The organism is Amycolatopsis balhimycina FH 1894 (assembly GCF_000384295.1).
Lineage (GTDB): Bacteria > Actinomycetota > Actinomycetes > Mycobacteriales > Pseudonocardiaceae > Amycolatopsis > Amycolatopsis balhimycina.
Window position 1 is genome coordinate 9,646,013 of record NZ_KB913037.1, and the last position, 16,050, is coordinate 9,662,062.

A 16,050-nucleotide genomic window follows, 5' to 3' on the forward strand; every position below is an offset into this window, starting at 1 on the left:
ATGTCGAAGGAGGCATTGCGGGTACCGGCTCCTTCGCCCAGCAGGACGCGTGCGTCTCGGCCGACGAAGGGCCGGCCGGTCCGGTAGACGCGGTCGAGGTGGTCCAGGAAGCCGCCGGGGCCTCTCATGCGCATCGACTGGCTCGTCACCTGGGAGGTTCACGCCCGACGGCGGGACATGAGAGGTTGACCGGAGACGGCGCGACGCCGGTAGCGGTATGCCGTGCTCCGGAACACGAACTGGTGAACGCTCCGTCGAGGGGACAACCCCGCGCGTATCGTATCTCCATGTCCGACCTTGGCCTGGCCACCGAGTACGAGAACGGCGTCGCGGACGTGCTGGCGTTCCTGGCCGGTCCCGATGCGACCGTCCAGCGCAATGTCCACCTGCCGGGTCTGCGAAGTAAGCGGAAGCGCCAGGTCGACGTGCTCATCACAACGACGGTGGCCGGGCTGGGAGTCACGCAGGTGGTCGTGGATTGCAAGCGTCACGGGCGAGCCATCGACGTTCCCGACGTGCAGTCGTTCTACGGCTTCCTGGAGGACGTCGGGGTGACCGGCGGAGTCTTGATTGCCAGCTCGGGGTACACCGGCGGCGCGAAAGAGTTCGCGCAGCAGGCGCGCGGTCTGAAGCTGGAAGTGCTCACCATCGACGAACTGGTCACGTGGCAGCCACCGGGAACCGTCCACTTCGACTACGAGGTCCCGAAGGACCTCGTCAGGGCCGCCACTCTGAAGCTCCGGCGCGCTGGATTCCGCGTTGCCCCTACCAACGAGTACGAGGACATCAGCGGCGGGATCGTCGTGATCCGGGTGTTCCGGCATTTCGGCACGACGAATCCCACCGGAGAAGCGCAGGCAGGGGCAGGCGCCAAAGTGATCGACGCGTTGCGTGCCGCAGGCGTGGACAATCCTCGCAATCGCGCCAATGGTCAGGTGGTTCAGGGCGGTACCCCGGGCCACCGGTGGATCATGACGACCTACCGGGGTGAACCGCTGGTCAAAGTCCTCGCCGCGACCGAAGACGAGTTGCGGCAGCAGCTCGACGACCTGGCTGTCGGCATGCTCGCTCACCTACCCGACGCCCGTGAACATTTGGCATACCTGAAGCCCGATGACTGGCCGGTGACCGGGCTTTTCGCCGGCTGGAGGCATGCCTGATTGATCGGCGAGGGCAGTTGGAGGACGGATCGTTGTTCTACCGCTGGACTAGAGCAGTAACGCGGCGGCGGCGACGAGGAGAACTAAAACGACGACGATCAGAGCGGCTTGAGAGATCGGCAGCTGGATCGTGCGATTCTGGGCGGGGGTGGGCCCTGTCGGACGAGGTTGTTCCGGCGCTGGTTTCGGATTCGGCGACGGGACCGATCGGTACGTGGTTTTGTGAACGGTTTCCCAGGCATTGAGGTAGTGCTCGACGTCGGCGTCCGGTCGTCCGGTTTCTCGCCAAGCACGAGGAGGAGTGTCTTCAGGCGCTGTCGACTTCCTCGGGGCGGCAGCTTCTTGCCCGTCACGTAAGGTTCGAGCCCGGATTTGCTCCAGGCGTGCTCCGTCGGCCGCTCCAGCGTTCCGCGCGGTCAACATCGCCGGGACCCCGCTCGGACGCGTCGGCACCGCCGATGAGGCCGGCGCCCTACGACCAGGCCGTCAACTCGCCCAAACGTGAGCTGCGGGTCTTCGCACCCGAGGAGGGGTAACCGAGCACATCGGACTCGACCACCTGCCTCACGTCAGCACCTTCATCGCCGACTGGGACGCCGACACATTCGCCGAGCTGCCCGGCCGTCGTCCGGGAGTAGCCCGGCTCCTGAGGCGGGCAGCACGGTCCCGCCTCACTGCCACGGGGTCAACGTCAGCCGGATCGCGGCGGTGGGGCCGAACAGCGGGTTCGCTGTCTCCGGCAGTGCGACCTCGGTCATCCAACCGTCCCCGCTCTGGTCGCCGGGCAGGGGATCTCCGGTCGGCGTCCAGTTGCGGATCGCTCCCGGGAGTTCGGAGTTCCAGACAGCCCATGCCTGCGCCGGCTGCTCGTCGCCGTTGCCGGGCTGGACGTCGACCACGAGAGTGTCGTCGAAATCGGCCGTCTGCTCGAGGTGGTTCGCCGGGTCGAGGGCGAGTTCCAGGCCCGTCTCGGCGAGCGAGAGCAGCCGCAGGTGAAGGGAGTACCGCAGAGTGTCGGTGGGGCGCGGCAGCCGGCTGGTGAGGAACGTGACCAGAAGCGGGAGCACCGGGTCTTCGGCGGGTGTCGGTTCGAACTGGATCGGGCAGTGGTGCGCGGAGGTCCGTTCGTCGACGAGGACCGGCAGCTGCCGGATCGCCAGCTGGACCTCGACCTGCCGGATGACGCCGTCGTCGCCGGAACCCGGTGGCGGCTCGACGTGCACCAGGTCCACCTGGGCGCGGAGGTCTCCGAACAAGAATCGGCGCAGGTTCTGGTAGCCCTCCTCGGAGTTGACGAGGCCGTACCGGCCCGAATGGCTGCGATGGACCAGTGCCCGGTTGGCTCCAGGCACGAAGGCTCTGTCGATCTGGACCAAGCCGTCGCTCCGCACGCCGACGAGCTTGGACGACAGGCCCCGCGCCACGGCGTAGTCTTCCGAATCCGTGCCGACGAGGCAGAAGATCCGCTCCTTCGGGAACACCCCGTCGGGCACGTCGGCCGGCGACCAGCCATTCGGGCGGTTACCCCCGTCGGTCGTCAGGTACTCATACATGCGGTCGGGACCGAAAATCGCGGCGGCGTCGATGTTGAACAGGTCGCGAAGCTTTTCCAGTAGCCCGAATCCGTGGGCGAACTGGATGCCGCTGTGCGGGGTTCCGTAGGTGAACAACCGGTCGACGTAACTGGTCGCGGCATCCGCTGCACCGTCGGCCAGGGGAATCACTCGTTGAATCATCGACCGGCAGATGAGGCCGCCCATGGAGTGAGCGACGAGAAACACGCGGGGAGCGCCGGTCTTGGTCAGGACCAGTTTCACGAAGTCGAACAGGTCCTCGGCGGCATCTTCGAGCACGAATGCCGCCGGCTCGGCGCCGAATGTCGTGGCGGCCTGGTCGTAGAACCGGTGAATCCAGACAGTCGCCTCCGGGACGGCCGCATCCTCCTGCGACAGCAAGAAGGCGCGTTGGTCACCGTGGACCAACAGCTGGTAGCGTTCGTCGCTGATCAGGCGCAGCAGCGGACCCTCGAACTGGTGGAACCAGGGCTTGTCGTCGCTCCCGATCCGGACGTGCACCGCACCCTTGTTGAAACCGTAGAGCGGATCGTCCACCGCGTCGTCGATCTCCGATGATGTTGCAGCGAACCCGCGAACATAAACGACGGGCAGCTTGTGAGCGGACATGATTCACCCCTCGATCCAGATTGGCAAAACGGGGAAGACTGCGCGAAATCGTCAGTTTCCACCGGCGTTATCTGCAAACTCGCCGGCGGCCCGGGAAACGTTACCGAAGTCACCCGAATGTTCTAATTTCGGATTCCGGTGATCACGGATACAGGTGATAAGTCACCCGAATTTGGTCGATCAGTTTCCCGGCGTCGGCTGCGCCGGTTGCCACCAGCTGTGGAACGGTCGCCAACGCGTCGAGAGAACCGTCCGTCGGCACGCGCCCCGAGGCGAAGAGCTGCAGCACGGTCGCGGCGAACCTCAGGTGAACGCGGCATTCCGCGCGCAGCGCGGCCAGCCGGTTGCCGTTCGGCAGTGCGGGACCGGCCGCCGTGAGCAGGTCGTTCGCCGTCCCGTGGGCGCAACCACGCAGGGTTTTCCGCAAGTCGGCTATATCCGGCCCCAGCCCAAGCTTGACGGCCTGCTCGTGCAGGTTTTCCAGGCGCTCGCGCAGGTCGTCTCCCACCAGCCGGTGGACCACCCGGTCGAGTGAAGGAGGGGGTTCGTTGTTGAGCAACGCGACCGCCCTCTTCGCCGTGCGGAGCAGTGAATGGGGCGCTCCGCCCGACAGGCAGTGGCACAACCACCGAAGCTCCGCCGGCAGTCCGCCGCCGTCCGGCTGCAGCAGCAGTTCGGACGACGCGAAGCTCCGGTCGGCCGGATGCCTGCCGGGGTCCAGGTTCCACGCGAGGCGGAACCTGTCGAGGGCCACCGCCGCCACCATGGGGTGCAGGCCCATCTGCTGCTGAACGGAGGCGAGCGCGTCGAAGGAACCGGGATCTTCGGCGGTCGCACTCGCCACCCGGAGCTCCGTGCGGTCGAGATCGTTGTCGAACACCTGCAGAAGGGTCGCGGCGTAGCGGAGGTAGATGTGGGACTCCAGCCGGAGCCGGCCGAGGGGAGAGTCGTCGACGGTGGTCACCGCCGGCGCGTTGCGCAGCAACATCGCCGGGGTGGGATTCGCCGTGCAGGTGTGCATCATGCGGACGAAGGCGGCCACATCGGCACCCGCGCCGATCCGCGCCGCGGCCTCCTGCAGTGACGTCGCCTTGCGGCCGAGCTCGTCGACCACGAGCCGTTCGGTGACCTCGGCGAGCATGGGCATGGTGTCCGGACCGGACAGCTCGGCGATGTTCCGCGCCACGCGGATCAGCTCCCGGGGCAGACCGCCGGAGAGGCAGTGGCAGAGGTAGCGGAACGGCTCCGACATCCCGGTGACCCGTTTGGACAGCATGTGGTCCGCGTCGCTGAGACTGAGGTGGTCGACGCGGACGATTTCGTCGAACGCGCTGTCGAAGGCGTCGCGGAAGGCCAGTCCCCGTCGTTCGAAAGCGGTCAGTGCCTCCTCGGACACGGAAACGACGAACTGGCAGCCCGGCACGCCGAAGACACCCTTGATCTCGTTGACGAACCGCTGTGCGTCCTCGGCGGGTTCGACCTTGTCCAGCTCGTCGATGCCGATCACCACGCTGGGCCGGCCGTCCCTGGGCGCCAGCACCTCGGCCAGCTGCTGGATGAACCGCTGGAGCTGGCCGACGAGCTCCGGGTGGGTGAGCGGACGCTGCGAGACCTGCGTCGACCGCGTCCGGGAGAGGTCGATCTTGAGCGGCAGCGTGAGCTTGCCCGACCAGCCGGTGGTGAGCGTCTGGAGGAACCGGATCTGTGTCAGGTCCCGCCTGGCCAGATCCACCAGCAGATCCTGTTTCGAGCGCGCTTTCGTGCGGGTGAGCATGGACCGCAGCACCCGGAGCAACGACCATCCCCGGCGCCGCAGCTTGAGCCAGACGACGGCGAGGAGCGTGCCGGCGATCCCTGCCGCGCCCAGGGAACCGAGCAGAAGGATCAGGAGCGCGGGCAGATCACCGGTGCTCCGCCTCGCCAGCAGCTCGCCGAACATCGTCTTGGGCGCGGACAGCCCGAGCGCGGCGATCGCCCACCCGGTCGCGGCGCAGAGCACCACGCCGGCCCAGAAGAGGAATCGCAGCACCAGCCAGATCTGCTTGCGCCGGTGTTCCCGGTCGAGCAGGAGACCCCAGTCGGGATGGACCCCCGTGCCGGGGCCGCCCCGGCCCAGCCCGCGGATCACCTTGAGGCACAGGGCACTGTGCAGGTGAAGCACGAAGTCCCGCGGTTCGTACCGGATGGGTGCGGGCACCTGGATCGCCACCCTGTCCAGTTCGTCTCGCACCCACCTGCCGATGAGCGTGGTCTTGCCCGAACCTCGCGGCCCGGCCAGGCCGAGTGCCCCGCTCCGGACGCGCCGTGCCGCCCGGTCGAACCGGCGCACCGACCCGGTGTCCACGACGAACTCGTCACCCGCGGCGTGGTTGAGCCCGGACTGGTCGGTGATGACGAGGCTGAACCACAAGACCGGTTGCAGTGCCTTGTTGAGCGCCAGCCGCGATGCCGGGCGTACCCCGAGTTCGACGACGTCACGCCGCCACCGCGCCTTCAGGCGTTCGCGCCGTTCGGACAACCGGGCCTGGTTCGATCGCTCCACCCCGAACTGCACGCCCGCGGCGACCACGACCGCGACCACCGTGAGCGTTCCGACCACCCACGAGACGCTCACCGTGGCCACACCGCCGGTCGCGACTGCGGTGAGAGTGCCGGTCAGCAAATTCCTTCCCGTGTGTTTGTCGAGCAGGCTCTCGCTCAATGCCTGTAGGTCTTCGCCCAGCCGGCTCGAACACGTGGCCACGACGTCTTGCAGCAGCGCCGACGACGCGATCTCGGCCGCGAGTGCCCCGCGATCGAGGTTCATCCGCTTGATGGCGCGCTGGGCTTCGGTGGACTCCAGTTCCTCGCCGATCAACTGTGGCAGCCACTCGCGCTCCAGCTCGAGCACGTCCGGATCGCTCTCCTCCGGTGGCTCGTCGACGGGCTCCCGGAACGGTTCCGGCTCGATCCCGGCCGGTGGAGTGACGACCTGAGGACCGAGACCCCAAGCCGTGCGAAACCCGGCGAGCTTGGCTGCCGCCCGCGCGGGGTCGGTGCCGAGCAAATTGCGCACGTGCCCCAGCGAGTCGAACGAACCCGCCCACTGTGTTTCGTTGACCGCCCGACGGAACCACTCGTCATCGACGTCGATGGTGAAGGCTTTGACGAGTGTTCCTTGAAGCGCCGCGGTCGGGGGGTTGTCCACACCGTGGAATTCCTTCCACAGGATTTCGTGGATGAACGAATCGCCGGAGGGGTCGACCGGTGCGGAGTCCACGGCGATGCGAGCCAGCTGTCTCAGGCGCCGCGGTACGCCACCGGCAACGCAGTGGAGAAAGCACAGGAGGCGAGGGGGAAGCCCGGGCACCGCGGTCTCGAGCAGCGCGACGGATTCGGAGAGAGCCAGGCCCTCGAGCCGGATCGTCCGGTCGACGTGCTCGGCCAATGTCTCCGCGGCGAGAGCGTCGGACGCGGCGATCACCAGCTGGCAGTTCGGCACGCCCAGGACTTCGCGGATGTCCGTCAGGAAATCGGAGACGCGTTCGGGCGGGGCGACGTGATCGAGCTTGTCGATCAGAATACGCACCCGGCGGTCGCTGGCCACCAGCGTCGTGAACCGGCCGAGGGCGCCGGCGACCTGGGGTTGTGACAGGGTCTCAGGTGATCGGCGAATTTGTTTCACGTGCTTGGCCACAAGCTCGCGCAGTGGTGCTTCCCGCGGCAGCTCGTCCGGCGGTACGGCCGCACGCAGTGCCTCATACACGGCGTAAAGGAACTCGGTCGGGTCGTACCTGATCGGCGCACGCATCATGACCGTGACCGGCTTGTCGGTGCCGTCAACGTCGAAGTCACCTCGCGCGCAGGCAAGAAGCAGCGAGGTCTTGCCGACGCCGCGCGGCCCGATCAGGCCGATCGCTCCGGTCGGCTGGTCCCGCAGCGCTTCCGAGAACTTTTGGCTCAGGCTCTTCGGTAATGCGTCATGAAAATCTTGTGTCATGGATATCGCCGACCTCGCTCAACTTTCCTCGTGCCGTCGATGCGGTCAGTTCGTTTTCTGCTCCGCACCGGATACGACGCGAGGGGTGTTCATGGAGTCGGCGTATCCTCAGAAGTTATTACGCTCCGTGCTCGAACGGGGTCGACGGTTCACCCTTCCGGCCTACGCGGCCCGGCAACGAGCAGCTCGCCGCAGTGACGCCGCTACTTGCGAGCTGGCTGGCAGGTGGCGACCCCGAGCACCGTCTGACTGGGCGAAAGGGGGCGGTCAGTGATTGGGTGAGGGCTTCGAAGCCGCACCGGAGCATCTCCGCCTCGTAGCGCGCGACGGCGTCGAGGAGCGGCGCGCCGTCGCGGACTGTCACGAGGGCGTCCCGCAGCGTCCGGTATCCCGCAGCGCGGTGTTCCGCCTTCGGCCCGGCCGAGGGACATGGTGTGGATCGCGTCCCGAGCAGGGTCACGGTGGTGGCCAGCCACGGCTCGACCGGGCTGGGCCAAGCGCGGGGTGGGCAGCGGGTGCAGGCATAGCCAGGCACGTGACTCGTCATATGCCGGGCGACGTCGTGGCGGGCGGGTTGGAGGCGATGATGGCCCTTGAGGACCAGGTCGATGCCGGTTTGGAACTGCCGGCGGTCGTCGTGCTCGCGTATCTGCTCGGCGATAGCCTCGACGAACGGGTATTCTCGGGGTTGAGGTCCTGTCATACCCTGGCTGCGGCATCGAGGAACTCGGCGCGTTCGGCTTCGTTCTCCGGCGTCCCGTAGGCGTCCCGTAGGCGTCCCGTAGGCGTCCCGTAGGCGTCCCGTAGGCGTCCCGTAGGCGTCCCGTAGGCGTCCCGTAGGCGTCCCGGGGAGGCCTGGGCGTTTGGGTGGTGGTGCCGAGGATGTAGTGGACCAAGGTCGAGGTCGTAGCGAACCAGTCGCTTTGCGGCACGTCGAGCGCGCGCATCGGTCGGCCGATATTCTCGAAGACCCGTAGTGTCACCGGTCCCCAGGGGTTGCGGGTGATCTGCACGGCGAACTGGGCGGCGAGCCAAGGGTGTTAGGTGACCGCGTCGAACAGGCCGAGCGCCGTGCGCGGACTTTGCCCTCAGCCGTATCTGCGGCCCCCGGGCTCGTCGTGGGCGTCGATAGCGCGGCCAGGGCGTCGGCGATGACGGTGTCGGTCGCGTGCACTGATCACTGCGAACTCTGCCGCCAGGGCGCCTGCTTGTCGGCGAGGGTGTCGAGCATCAGCTGGCACCACGTGAAAGCGGCGTTTACGGCGAGGTGCGCGTGCCGGGCGCTCAGCCCCGTACGAGGTCCTGCCACACCGTGCCCGGTCCCGTGGCGGTTTCGCAGCTCGGCCACGCCGATCGCGACACCGGTGACCGAGCCCAGGATCTTCTTCACCGCGTCGCTGCCGTCGGGCCCCGGCGTGTGCGTGCTCGGGTGAAGTCCTAGGGCGGTCTGCGTGTCCTTCACGAGAGCCGGAACATCGGCTTTGTCGTCGACGGGGAGCCCCAGCTCGGTCAGCACTACCTTGGCGGTGCTCTCGACGAGCTCTTTTGCGCTGCCGATCACCTGCGCAGGATCGGTCACAATCGCGCGCTGGATCCGCTGGAGGTGCTCGAGGATCGCGGAGGTGTCCTTGAGCTCGGCGAGCGACTCGGCCGGCAGCCGGGCATCCAAGGGACGTGCGTCGATCTCTACGAGCTTGGCTCGCGTCGGCTCGAAGATCTCCTCGAGGATGTCCCGCCGCGCTTGCCAAGAGTTGTGCCCGTCGTTCTTCAGCCAGTAGCTGCGGAACCGAGTGAAGTTCCGGAACGGAACTTGAAGTGGGACGCCTGCGCGCGTCGTCACCGCGGCCAACGTATTGATTGCCAGCTCGATCTGCGGGTCGACCAGACTTTGGCTTCCGTCTGTGCCGTAGCGGCTCAGCTGGTCGTGAACCAGGTCGAGAAGCCCGATGGCCGCCGACACGTCGGTGACGCCGTCAAGGGGACCGGTCCGTAGCGCCTTGAGCAAGTCTTCGTCGAGAACGGGCGGGATGAATTCGCCTTCGATGTCGAAGCCGGGCTCTGGCTCAAGGAGGAAATCCGCCGCCCTCATCGTCCTCACCGTCCACAATGTTGCGCTTTGAGCTCCCCATTGAACTCCATGGATCCGGCGTACGCGAGCGAAATACAGCACCGCCGGGGCCCGTCGTCCAAGCCGGGGGAGGAGCGGGACAGCGGCGTGGCTGCAGTGTCGTCCGGCTAGATGATCGCCGGGTTGGTGCCGTGCTGGAGGTGGAGCGGGGTCTGCTTGCCGGTGCGGGCGTGGTGGGCGCAGGCGGCGACGCGGCGGGCGAGGCGGGGCACCATGATGCCGGGGAGCTCGTCGGGGTGGGCGAACCGGCTGTCGCCGATTTCGTGGTCGACGTAGCGGATCGAGCTCAGCTGGGTGGGTGTGAGGACGCCGCCGTAGTAAAGGAAGGCGATCATCGGGGCGTGGTCGGGGCCTTCGGGGACGGAGTCGATGCCGAGGATCCGGTCGACGGTGATGTCGAGGCCGAGTTCTTCGGCGATCTCCCGGCGTGCGGTCGCGACGGGTGTTTCCCCGGCGCGTGCTTCGGTGACCCCGCCGGGGATCTCCCAGAGCGTGCGGCCGTTCGGCTTCACGATGAGGACGCGTTCGTGGTCGGGGGTGTCGAAGAAGAGCACGCCGGCCGAGGGGATGGCCATCGGGTACTTCTCGAAGAACTCCCGCTGTGTCGCGGTGGGCGTCGTCACGGAGAGCAGGCTAGCTCGCAGGGTTCGTCACTGTCCGCTTGCCTTCTCGTTACATTGAGTGGGTGTCTCGCTGGTAGCGGGTGCCGCAATGACGGCAGGTGTCGTCGGTGAGGCGGTGGCCGCAGCGGCAAGCCCAGCCGATCTGGCGGCAGGGATTGCCGGCGACCAGGGCGTGCGGTGGGACGTCGTGGTCGACGACCGCTCCGGCGGCGACCAGTGCGTGGGCGCCGATCCGGACGCCAGGGAGCAGGATGGCGCCGGCGCCGATGGTGGCGCCCCGACAGACCGTCACCGGGCGGGCCGTCCAGTCCGCTGGTGTCTGCGGGCCTCCTGCCGGGGTGACGGCGCGCGGTGCCGGATCCTCCAGGATGAGGACGGCGGGCGCGAGCATGACGTCGTCGTGGATGTCCGCGCCGAACACCTGGACCAGGTTCTGCATCTTGACCCGGTTGCCGACCCGGGTTCCAGTGCCAAGGTGGACGCCGGTGCCCAGTGTGCACTCCTCGCCGACTTCGACGCCGTCGGCAAGGTGGACGCGGTGCCAGACCCGGCTTCCGAGCCCGACGTGAGCGCCCTCGCCGAGTTCGGTGCTGGGGTGCACGACCGCCGGCGGCAGTCGGCGAGGTGCCTCGCGTGGGGCAGGGATTCGGTCGGCGACGATCTGCGACTGGCTTTCGGCCGGTGGGTGGGTGCCGAGGACTGCGGTGAGGTCGCCGAGTTGGTGGACGTCCGCCAGTACGGCGTCGGGGATGACGACGCCGTAGGCCGATTCGAGCGCGGTGGCGAGCCGGATCCGATCGAGCGAATCGAAGCCGATTTCGTCCAAAGTGGATGTCAGGGTGAGGGATACGGCCGTTGGGCGCAGCGCGGTGACGATCTCGATCAGGGGAGCAGGCAAGGTCATCGGCTCCTCCGCCCGGCGACGTCCAGCAGAAGCGGCAGGACTTCCTCGACTGGGGCGGAGGCAGCGAGCCGCTGCACCGCGGGGTCGGCCAGCTGCTGAGCCAGCGCAGCGCACAGATGCCCACCGAGTGCTGCGGCAGTGCCAGCGGGCAGGCGCCCGCCGGGTTGGCAGATGAATTCCGCCAAGGCGGGACCGTGCGCGGCGAGCAGCTCGGTCAGACCGGGCGTCTGGATTGATCGCCGCGGCGAGTACGGGTGATCGAGCAGGGCGCCTGGGTGGTCGACCTCGCGCTGGATGAGGCGCGCTACGTGTGGTGCGAGAAGCATCCCGCAGCGGTAGGTGGCCGTCGCGAGGAGCACCTTCGGGTGCGCGGTCCGGCCGACCAGGGGGAGATGGTCGGTCGTGTAGGGCCGGTAGCCGACCCGGGCCTTACGGATCTGGGCGTGCCGCAGGTCGGCGTTGAGTTCGTGGATGCCGTCGTGGAGCAGAGTCGCGATCTCGTCGACGCTGGGGCAGCGGTCCAGGACCGGGTGGGTGCTGAGCCGGTTGGTGGCGCCCAGGTACAGGCTGCCGTCGGTGCGGGTGACCAGGTGGGCGCCGCAGGCGAACCCGCGGTTCGGCGTCCGGATCGGCGAGGCGACCGGGGCCGGGGCGGCGTCGAGGACGATGCTGACGCCGCGTCCGGCCAGCACTGGCGGGGTGCCGAGTTCGAGTCCCGGGCTGTGGCGCAACAGCGCCGGGATCTGGACGCCGGCGGCGAGCACCACCTGCTCGGCGGTGACCGTCGTGTCGGCGGCGGTGGCGACCCGCATCGCCGATCCAGCTTCGGTGACCGTGACGGCGTCGGTATCGAGCCAGCAGATCCGCGGATGTGCGAGCACCGCTGCCGTGGCCGAGCCGGTCAAGGCCTCGGCGTCGACGCCGGCTTCGCCGGGCAGCCACAGCGCTTCGAACACCGTCTCGGAGGCCAGCCCGGGAACGTCGCCAGGGGAGTGCAGCTCGCCGGGGACGCCTGCGTCGGCGGCCGCGTCGGCGATCGCGGCGAGTTCGGCCCGGTCGGTGGGCGTGCTGGCGGTGACCCACACGCCCGGGGTGAGTGTCACTGGCTGGCCGCCGGCTTCGGCGAGCTGGTCCAGCCAGGCCTCGTAGCCGACGCGGGCGGCGACTCGTTCGGCCACTTCGATGGCGACCCGCTTCGGTGGGTGTGCGGCCTCGACCTCGGAGAACACAGTCAGCATCGCTCCCGCTGCCCGGCTCGCCTGCCCGAGGTGCAGGCCGGCGCATGGCCCGATCAGTGCCACCGAGGTTCCGCTCTGTGCCAGCTCCAGTGCGCAGGCCAGCCCGATGATCCCTGCGCCGACGATTACGACGTCCGCTGTCCGTGTCGTCTCCACCGGGCCTCCTTGCCTCGCCGGGCAGGCGCGGTGCCGGCCCTGGTGCGATCGAGAAAACCGCGTCGCCGGCCGGTCCGGGCGTCCGTCGTGCCGGTCCGGCACAGCTGTGCCAGCTCGGCACGCTTCCCTCAACACGTCACCGGATGGCTACCCTGGGTGAGTCGGCCTCTCGAAGGTGGAGGACACGCCGATGTCCCCGATAATGCCGTCGCCGTTGCGGGACGCGATCGCGCGCCAGGACTACCCGGCAGTGCTGCGGCACGCCCGTGAGCTGGCCGGATGGACCCAGACCGAGCTGGCCCACCGGCTGGGTTTTCACCCGAGCGTGATCTCGCGGTTCGAGTCCCGGCGGCGGCCGCTACGCGATGTCAAGACACTGCAGCGCCTGGCCGAGGTCCTGTCAGTGCCCATGGAAGCCTTCGGACTGTACGACCACGAGGGCGTGGCAACCCGGCGCAGCACGCCCGGTCCTTCTAGGGTGATCGGCAGTCCCGAACGGGAGGAGGACGACGTGCGTCGGCGCAGCTTCCTGAAGGCCGGCAGCCTGGCTGTCGGCGCCACCGTCGCCGGCGCCGCGATGCCCGCGGCAGCCGACTCGGCCCTGGCGCCCGACCCGGCCACCGTGCTCGCCGCGCGTCTATCGGACGTCCTGGTCGGCGCCCCTGCTCACGGGCCGACGATGCCCGCCGAACAGCTGACCCGCGGTCTGGCAGCCGCGCGCACCGCGTTCGGCAAATCCGACTTCCTCACCCTGGCCGACGTGCTGCCGTCGGTGGTGCGCGCAGCTGAGGCCGTTCAAGACCCGGGAGCGCTGGCCCAGGCATACACGCTGGTCACCCGCGCCCTCGCGAAGCTGGCGCCCAACGGGCTGGAGTGGATCAGCGCCGACCGGGCCGTCCGTGCCGCCGGCGCTGCGGGGGAGCCCTTGGTGCTCGCCGAAGCGGAACGGATGCTGTCGGGTGTTTGCCGCCGCGCAGGTCATCACGCACAGGCGCAGGCTCTCGTCCTCGGCGCCGCCGACCGGCTCACGCTCGACGGGCAGGACCCGCGGCACCTGGTGCTTCATTCCAGCCTGCTGTGCACCGGCGGCTACGCCGCGGCCCGAGCAGGCGACGGCGTCCGCGCCAGGGACTTGCTCGACGCGGCCGCCACGACGACGGCGCGTCTCTCCGGCGATGCTGGCGCCCGGGCGGGAGCGAACCTGCTCAGCCATCGTGTCTCCGTCGAGCACCTGCTGGGCAACCCGGCCGCGGCCATCCAGCATGCCCGCACTGCCGGCCCGGTGAGGTTCCCCGACGTCGAGCGCGAAGGACGGTTCCTGGTCGACCTCGCCGCCGTACACCTGGACCTCGGTAGCCCCGGTTCGGCGTACAACACTCTGCTGGCCGCCGAACGTCGCGCGCCCGGGGAGGTCTACACCCGATCTGCCGTCCGGGACATCGTCGGAGTGCTGCTCAACCAGGGCCGCGTTCCCGTTCCGGGTATCCGCGACCTCGCCACCCGCGTCCACGTCGCCAACTGAAGTGCCCGGCTCGAAGCTTCGGGTTACTCCTGAGCGGGCCGACGGCCGCTGAGCCGGTCTCGTCGTGACGGGATGCCTTGGCGCCGCCGGTAAATCGTGTCACACGCATCGCATTGCCGGGGAATGCCGTGATTCCGCCGTTCGCTCAACGGCATGAACACCGGCGTGTCGGTAATACCGCACAGCGTGGTGATCACTTCTGCCGCCTCGAGTGCTCCCGCGAGGCGGTGCCACTCGCCGTCGATGACCGGGTGAACGGTCTGCGCGTCGAGGTAGATCAGTGCGGTCATCGCGACGCTCCGATCAGGGAAACCGGAAGTCGGCGCAGGTGACGGACCCACGTTCGAGAGCCTTGAACGTCGACCGGTAGCTCTGGACTGCGTCGGGTTCGTTGATGAAGATGACGTTTTCTTGGTGTCGCAGTGCGACGGTGAAGGCGCTGGCCTGGCCTTCATAGATCGTGAACGGATCGATCGCCTTCGCGACACTCGGCGGAACGATCTTGACTACCAGGCCGGGAAGGTTGGCTGCCGCTCGAAGAGCTTGTAGCTGCGGTTCGGTCGCCGGGGCCAAGGCTGCGGCGCCCACCAGAACGGTGCGGTGGCCGGTCCAGCCGTGGTCGAGCTGCCGGACTTGGTGTTCGAAGGCCGCCTGATCGAGATCATCCGGTTTCGCCGCATGATCCTGCGCGATCGCCCGGATGTACTCCGACGTCTGCAGCGGCTCTGGGACGACGTGTGGCGCCCATTCGAAGGTGCGAACCGCGAGCGCCTCCAAGGTTCGCCGCTGACTCGTCGAGCCCGCGTCCAGGGTTTCGATGGAAACCGGGTCATCAAGCTGCCGCCGGAGCCGCATGACGCGGCCGTACTCGACTGGGCTCACTCGGAGAAACCCGAGGACGTGGGCCACGTCCTCGATCGCCGGTGCGCGTTTTCCCGTCTCCCAAAGAGACAAGGCTTGGGCTGAGATTCCCAGCTTGTGTGCCAGCTGGCGCAGCCCCAGTCCTTCTGCGATTCGGGCGGTACGCAGAGAGGCACTCAAGGCGAGCAGGGCTGGCAGGCAGGGGCTTGCTTTGGTCATGCGCATTCTCGTTCCATGTCACGGGCTGCCGGAATGATCCCGGCGGCGACGTCATCGCCGTGGGAGCGGAGCAGGTCGGGTAGTTCGCCGACCGCGTCGGCGAGGTTGTGGTGCTCCTCCGGGGTCGCAGTGCCGTCTCGAAGCTGTATGACCAGCAAGGAAATTCGAAGCTGAGTCGCTTCGAGAGCGTCGACGAGTTTCTGGGTGTCGCGGGTCATGCGGGCTCCGGGCGTGACAGTCGGTCTGTCCTTATCGGAGAGTCGGCGCAGCCCGGCGAGAACCCTGCAGAGGTGGGCGTAGTCCGGATGCTCCGCGACGGACAGGTCGGTTTCGGACGGCCAGGCGATCGTGGTTGACGCCACGGTGCTCCACCACCTCGGGAAAGTTCAGTGCGGCGCATCGTCGGACCAGCCCATCACCTGACGCAGGACAACTTCTGGTGGGCCGTCGACAGGTCCCCGCAGGGGGAGTGCTTCTCGTTTTCCCCAGTCACCAAAAGCAAAACGGGCGCCGATCGCGTGCGGTGGCGTCTCCAGCATTTCGATGCGCACGACGTCGTGGTGAGCATCTGTTGTCCGATGACCGACGAGCAACTCGGGTGTGTTCGAACCGGCTGGAGTGGCGCGCCATTCCCAGCCGCGGTTACGCGACTCACTGATGGCCGCGCTGCCGCCCTCCCATGCGAGGACAGCTTCGTCCCAGCGATCAGAGCCGGTCATTGTGCCTCCCGGGTTTGGGGCGTCGCAGGCGTCGCCACCACGAGGTGCCACGCGGTTTGCTGCGGCAGGACGTTCGATCGGCGACAAGGCGCCCGCGGCACGCCGAGCACGCGCGGCGCGGAGCAGCGATCATCGGCGCAGCAGAGAACTCGGCGCCGCAGATCCCGCGGTACGAGCCGGAGGCTCGTATTCCGTCGACGAAAGCAGCTTCCGTGACGAGGTGGTTGGTGCCGGTCGACGCTTCAGTGACCCACAGCAGGCGTGGGGGAGTCGGGCGTCTTGTCGGTGCGGTAGCCATCGTGGAATCTCCGCGGTGAAGCTGGATCGAAAGGAACGGTGAACACCCGGCCGGTGCGCT

The 16,050-nt window shown here is 68.1% G+C and carries 13 protein-coding genes; 3 read left to right on the top strand and 10 right to left on the bottom strand.

Annotated elements, in window-relative coordinates; all coding sequences use genetic code 11:
- Positions 1 to 287: 287 nt before the first annotated feature.
- On the top strand, positions 288 to 1,160 hold the full coding sequence (locus A3CE_RS0144485; protein ID WP_020646591.1) for a restriction endonuclease: 873 nt from the start codon (positions 288 to 290) through the stop codon (positions 1,158 to 1,160).
- Positions 1,161 to 1,831: 671 nt separating this feature from the next.
- Here the strand turns inward: A3CE_RS0144485 and A3CE_RS0144490 are convergent.
- Together A3CE_RS0144490 and A3CE_RS0144495 are read right to left on the bottom strand one after the other, a co-directional pair.
- Positions 1,832 to 3,343 carry an esterase/lipase family protein gene (locus A3CE_RS0144490; protein ID WP_043791441.1) on the bottom strand — a complete coding sequence of 504 codons (1,512 nt, stop codon included), beginning with the start codon at positions 3,341 to 3,343 and terminating at the stop codon, positions 1,832 to 1,834.
- A 142-nt stretch (positions 3,344 to 3,485) separates the two neighbouring features.
- Positions 3,486 to 7,322: a P-loop NTPase family protein gene (locus tag A3CE_RS0144495; RefSeq protein WP_020646593.1), complete on the bottom strand. Its 3,837-nt coding sequence runs from the start codon at positions 7,320 to 7,322 to the stop codon at positions 3,486 to 3,488.
- Positions 7,323 to 7,869: 547 nt separating this feature from the next.
- Here A3CE_RS0144495 and A3CE_RS0144500 point away from each other — a divergent pair.
- The gene (locus tag A3CE_RS0144500) at positions 7,870 to 8,085 is read left to right on the top strand and encodes a hypothetical protein (RefSeq protein ID WP_020646594.1); all 216 of its coding nucleotides are present in this window, start codon (positions 7,870 to 7,872) and stop codon (positions 8,083 to 8,085) included.
- A 414-nt stretch (positions 8,086 to 8,499) separates the two neighbouring features.
- On the opposite strand, the gene A3CE_RS0144505 is transcribed toward A3CE_RS0144500, so the two are convergent.
- The 4 genes from A3CE_RS0144505 to A3CE_RS0144520 form a co-directional block, all read right to left on the bottom strand.
- The gene (locus A3CE_RS0144505) at positions 8,500 to 9,411 is read right to left on the bottom strand and encodes an abortive infection family protein (RefSeq protein WP_125592350.1); all 912 of its coding nucleotides are present in this window, start codon (positions 9,409 to 9,411) and stop codon (positions 8,500 to 8,502) included.
- 146 nt (positions 9,412 to 9,557) lie between these two features.
- Complete coding sequence (locus A3CE_RS0144510; RefSeq protein WP_020646596.1) at positions 9,558 to 10,073, bottom strand: NUDIX domain-containing protein; 516 nt, start codon at positions 10,071 to 10,073, stop codon at positions 9,558 to 9,560.
- Positions 10,074 to 10,122: 49 nt separating this feature from the next.
- A complete protein-coding gene (locus A3CE_RS52775; RefSeq protein WP_020646597.1) occupies positions 10,123 to 10,977 on the bottom strand; it encodes a phosphopantetheine-binding protein in 855 nt (284 codons plus the stop codon).
- The gene (locus A3CE_RS0144520; RefSeq protein ID WP_020646598.1) at positions 10,974 to 12,371 is read right to left on the bottom strand and encodes an NAD(P)/FAD-dependent oxidoreductase; all 1,398 of its coding nucleotides are present in this window, start codon (positions 12,369 to 12,371) and stop codon (positions 10,974 to 10,976) included. Before A3CE_RS0144520 ends, A3CE_RS52775 begins: the two co-directional genes overlap by 4 nt.
- 190 nt (positions 12,372 to 12,561) lie before the next feature.
- Here A3CE_RS0144520 and A3CE_RS0144525 point away from each other — a divergent pair, with 190 nt between their 5' ends.
- Positions 12,562 to 13,893 carry a helix-turn-helix domain-containing protein gene (locus tag A3CE_RS0144525; RefSeq protein WP_051183838.1) on the top strand — a complete coding sequence of 444 codons (1,332 nt, stop codon included), beginning with the start codon at positions 12,562 to 12,564 and terminating at the stop codon, positions 13,891 to 13,893.
- A gap of 23 nt (positions 13,894 to 13,916) precedes the next feature.
- Here the strand turns inward: A3CE_RS0144525 and A3CE_RS0144530 are convergent, their stop codons facing one another.
- The 4 genes from A3CE_RS0144530 to A3CE_RS55740 are packed head-to-tail and all read right to left on the bottom strand — an operon-like array spanning position 13,917 to position 15,692.
- Positions 13,917 to 14,183 carry an HC3 family zinc finger protein gene (locus A3CE_RS0144530; RefSeq protein WP_020646600.1) on the bottom strand — a complete coding sequence of 89 codons (267 nt, stop codon included), beginning with the start codon at positions 14,181 to 14,183 and terminating at the stop codon, positions 13,917 to 13,919.
- A 13-nt stretch (positions 14,184 to 14,196) separates the two neighbouring features.
- Positions 14,197 to 14,979, bottom strand: coding sequence for a Scr1 family TA system antitoxin-like transcriptional regulator (locus A3CE_RS52780; protein ID WP_084641988.1), 783 nt, complete (start codon positions 14,977 to 14,979; stop codon positions 14,197 to 14,199).
- Positions 14,970 to 15,335 carry a hypothetical protein gene (locus tag A3CE_RS59080; protein ID WP_020646602.1) on the bottom strand — a complete coding sequence of 122 codons (366 nt, stop codon included), beginning with the start codon at positions 15,333 to 15,335 and terminating at the stop codon, positions 14,970 to 14,972. The genes A3CE_RS52780 and A3CE_RS59080 overlap by 10 nt, the downstream gene beginning before the upstream one ends.
- Positions 15,336 to 15,359: 24 nt before the next feature.
- Positions 15,360 to 15,692 (bottom strand): hypothetical protein, encoded by a 333-nt coding sequence (locus A3CE_RS55740; protein WP_084641989.1) that lies wholly within the window; start codon positions 15,690 to 15,692, stop codon positions 15,360 to 15,362.
- Between the last annotated feature and the right edge of the window lie 358 nt (positions 15,693 to 16,050).

Bases quoted from the DNA above. Each gene is read 5' to 3' on its own strand.
- A3CE_RS0144530 (WP_020646600.1), bottom strand. From the start codon at position 14,183: ATGACCGCACTGATCTACCTCGACGCGCAGACCGTTCACCCGGTCATC.
- A3CE_RS52775 (WP_020646597.1), bottom strand. From the start codon at position 10,977: ATGACCTTGCCTGCTCCCCTGATCGAGATCGTCACCGCGCTGCGCCCA.
- A3CE_RS0144490 (WP_043791441.1), bottom strand. From the start codon at position 3,343: ATGTCCGCTCACAAGCTGCCCGTCGTTTATGTTCGCGGGTTCGCTGCA.
- A3CE_RS0144495 (WP_020646593.1), bottom strand. From the start codon at position 7,322: ATGACACAAGATTTTCATGACGCATTACCGAAGAGCCTGAGCCAAAAG.
- A3CE_RS0144525 (WP_051183838.1), top strand. From the start codon at position 12,562: ATGTCCCCGATAATGCCGTCGCCGTTGCGGGACGCGATCGCGCGCCAG.
- A3CE_RS0144485 (WP_020646591.1), top strand. From the start codon at position 288: ATGTCCGACCTTGGCCTGGCCACCGAGTACGAGAACGGCGTCGCGGAC.
- A3CE_RS52780 (WP_084641988.1), bottom strand. From the start codon at position 14,979: ATGCGCATGACCAAAGCAAGCCCCTGCCTGCCAGCCCTGCTCGCCTTG.
- A3CE_RS55740 (WP_084641989.1), bottom strand. From the start codon at position 15,692: ATGACCGGCTCTGATCGCTGGGACGAAGCTGTCCTCGCATGGGAGGGC.
- A3CE_RS0144500 (WP_020646594.1), top strand. From the start codon at position 7,870: ATGCCGGGCGACGTCGTGGCGGGCGGGTTGGAGGCGATGATGGCCCTT.
- A3CE_RS0144505 (WP_125592350.1), bottom strand. From the start codon at position 9,411: ATGAGGGCGGCGGATTTCCTCCTTGAGCCAGAGCCCGGCTTCGACATC.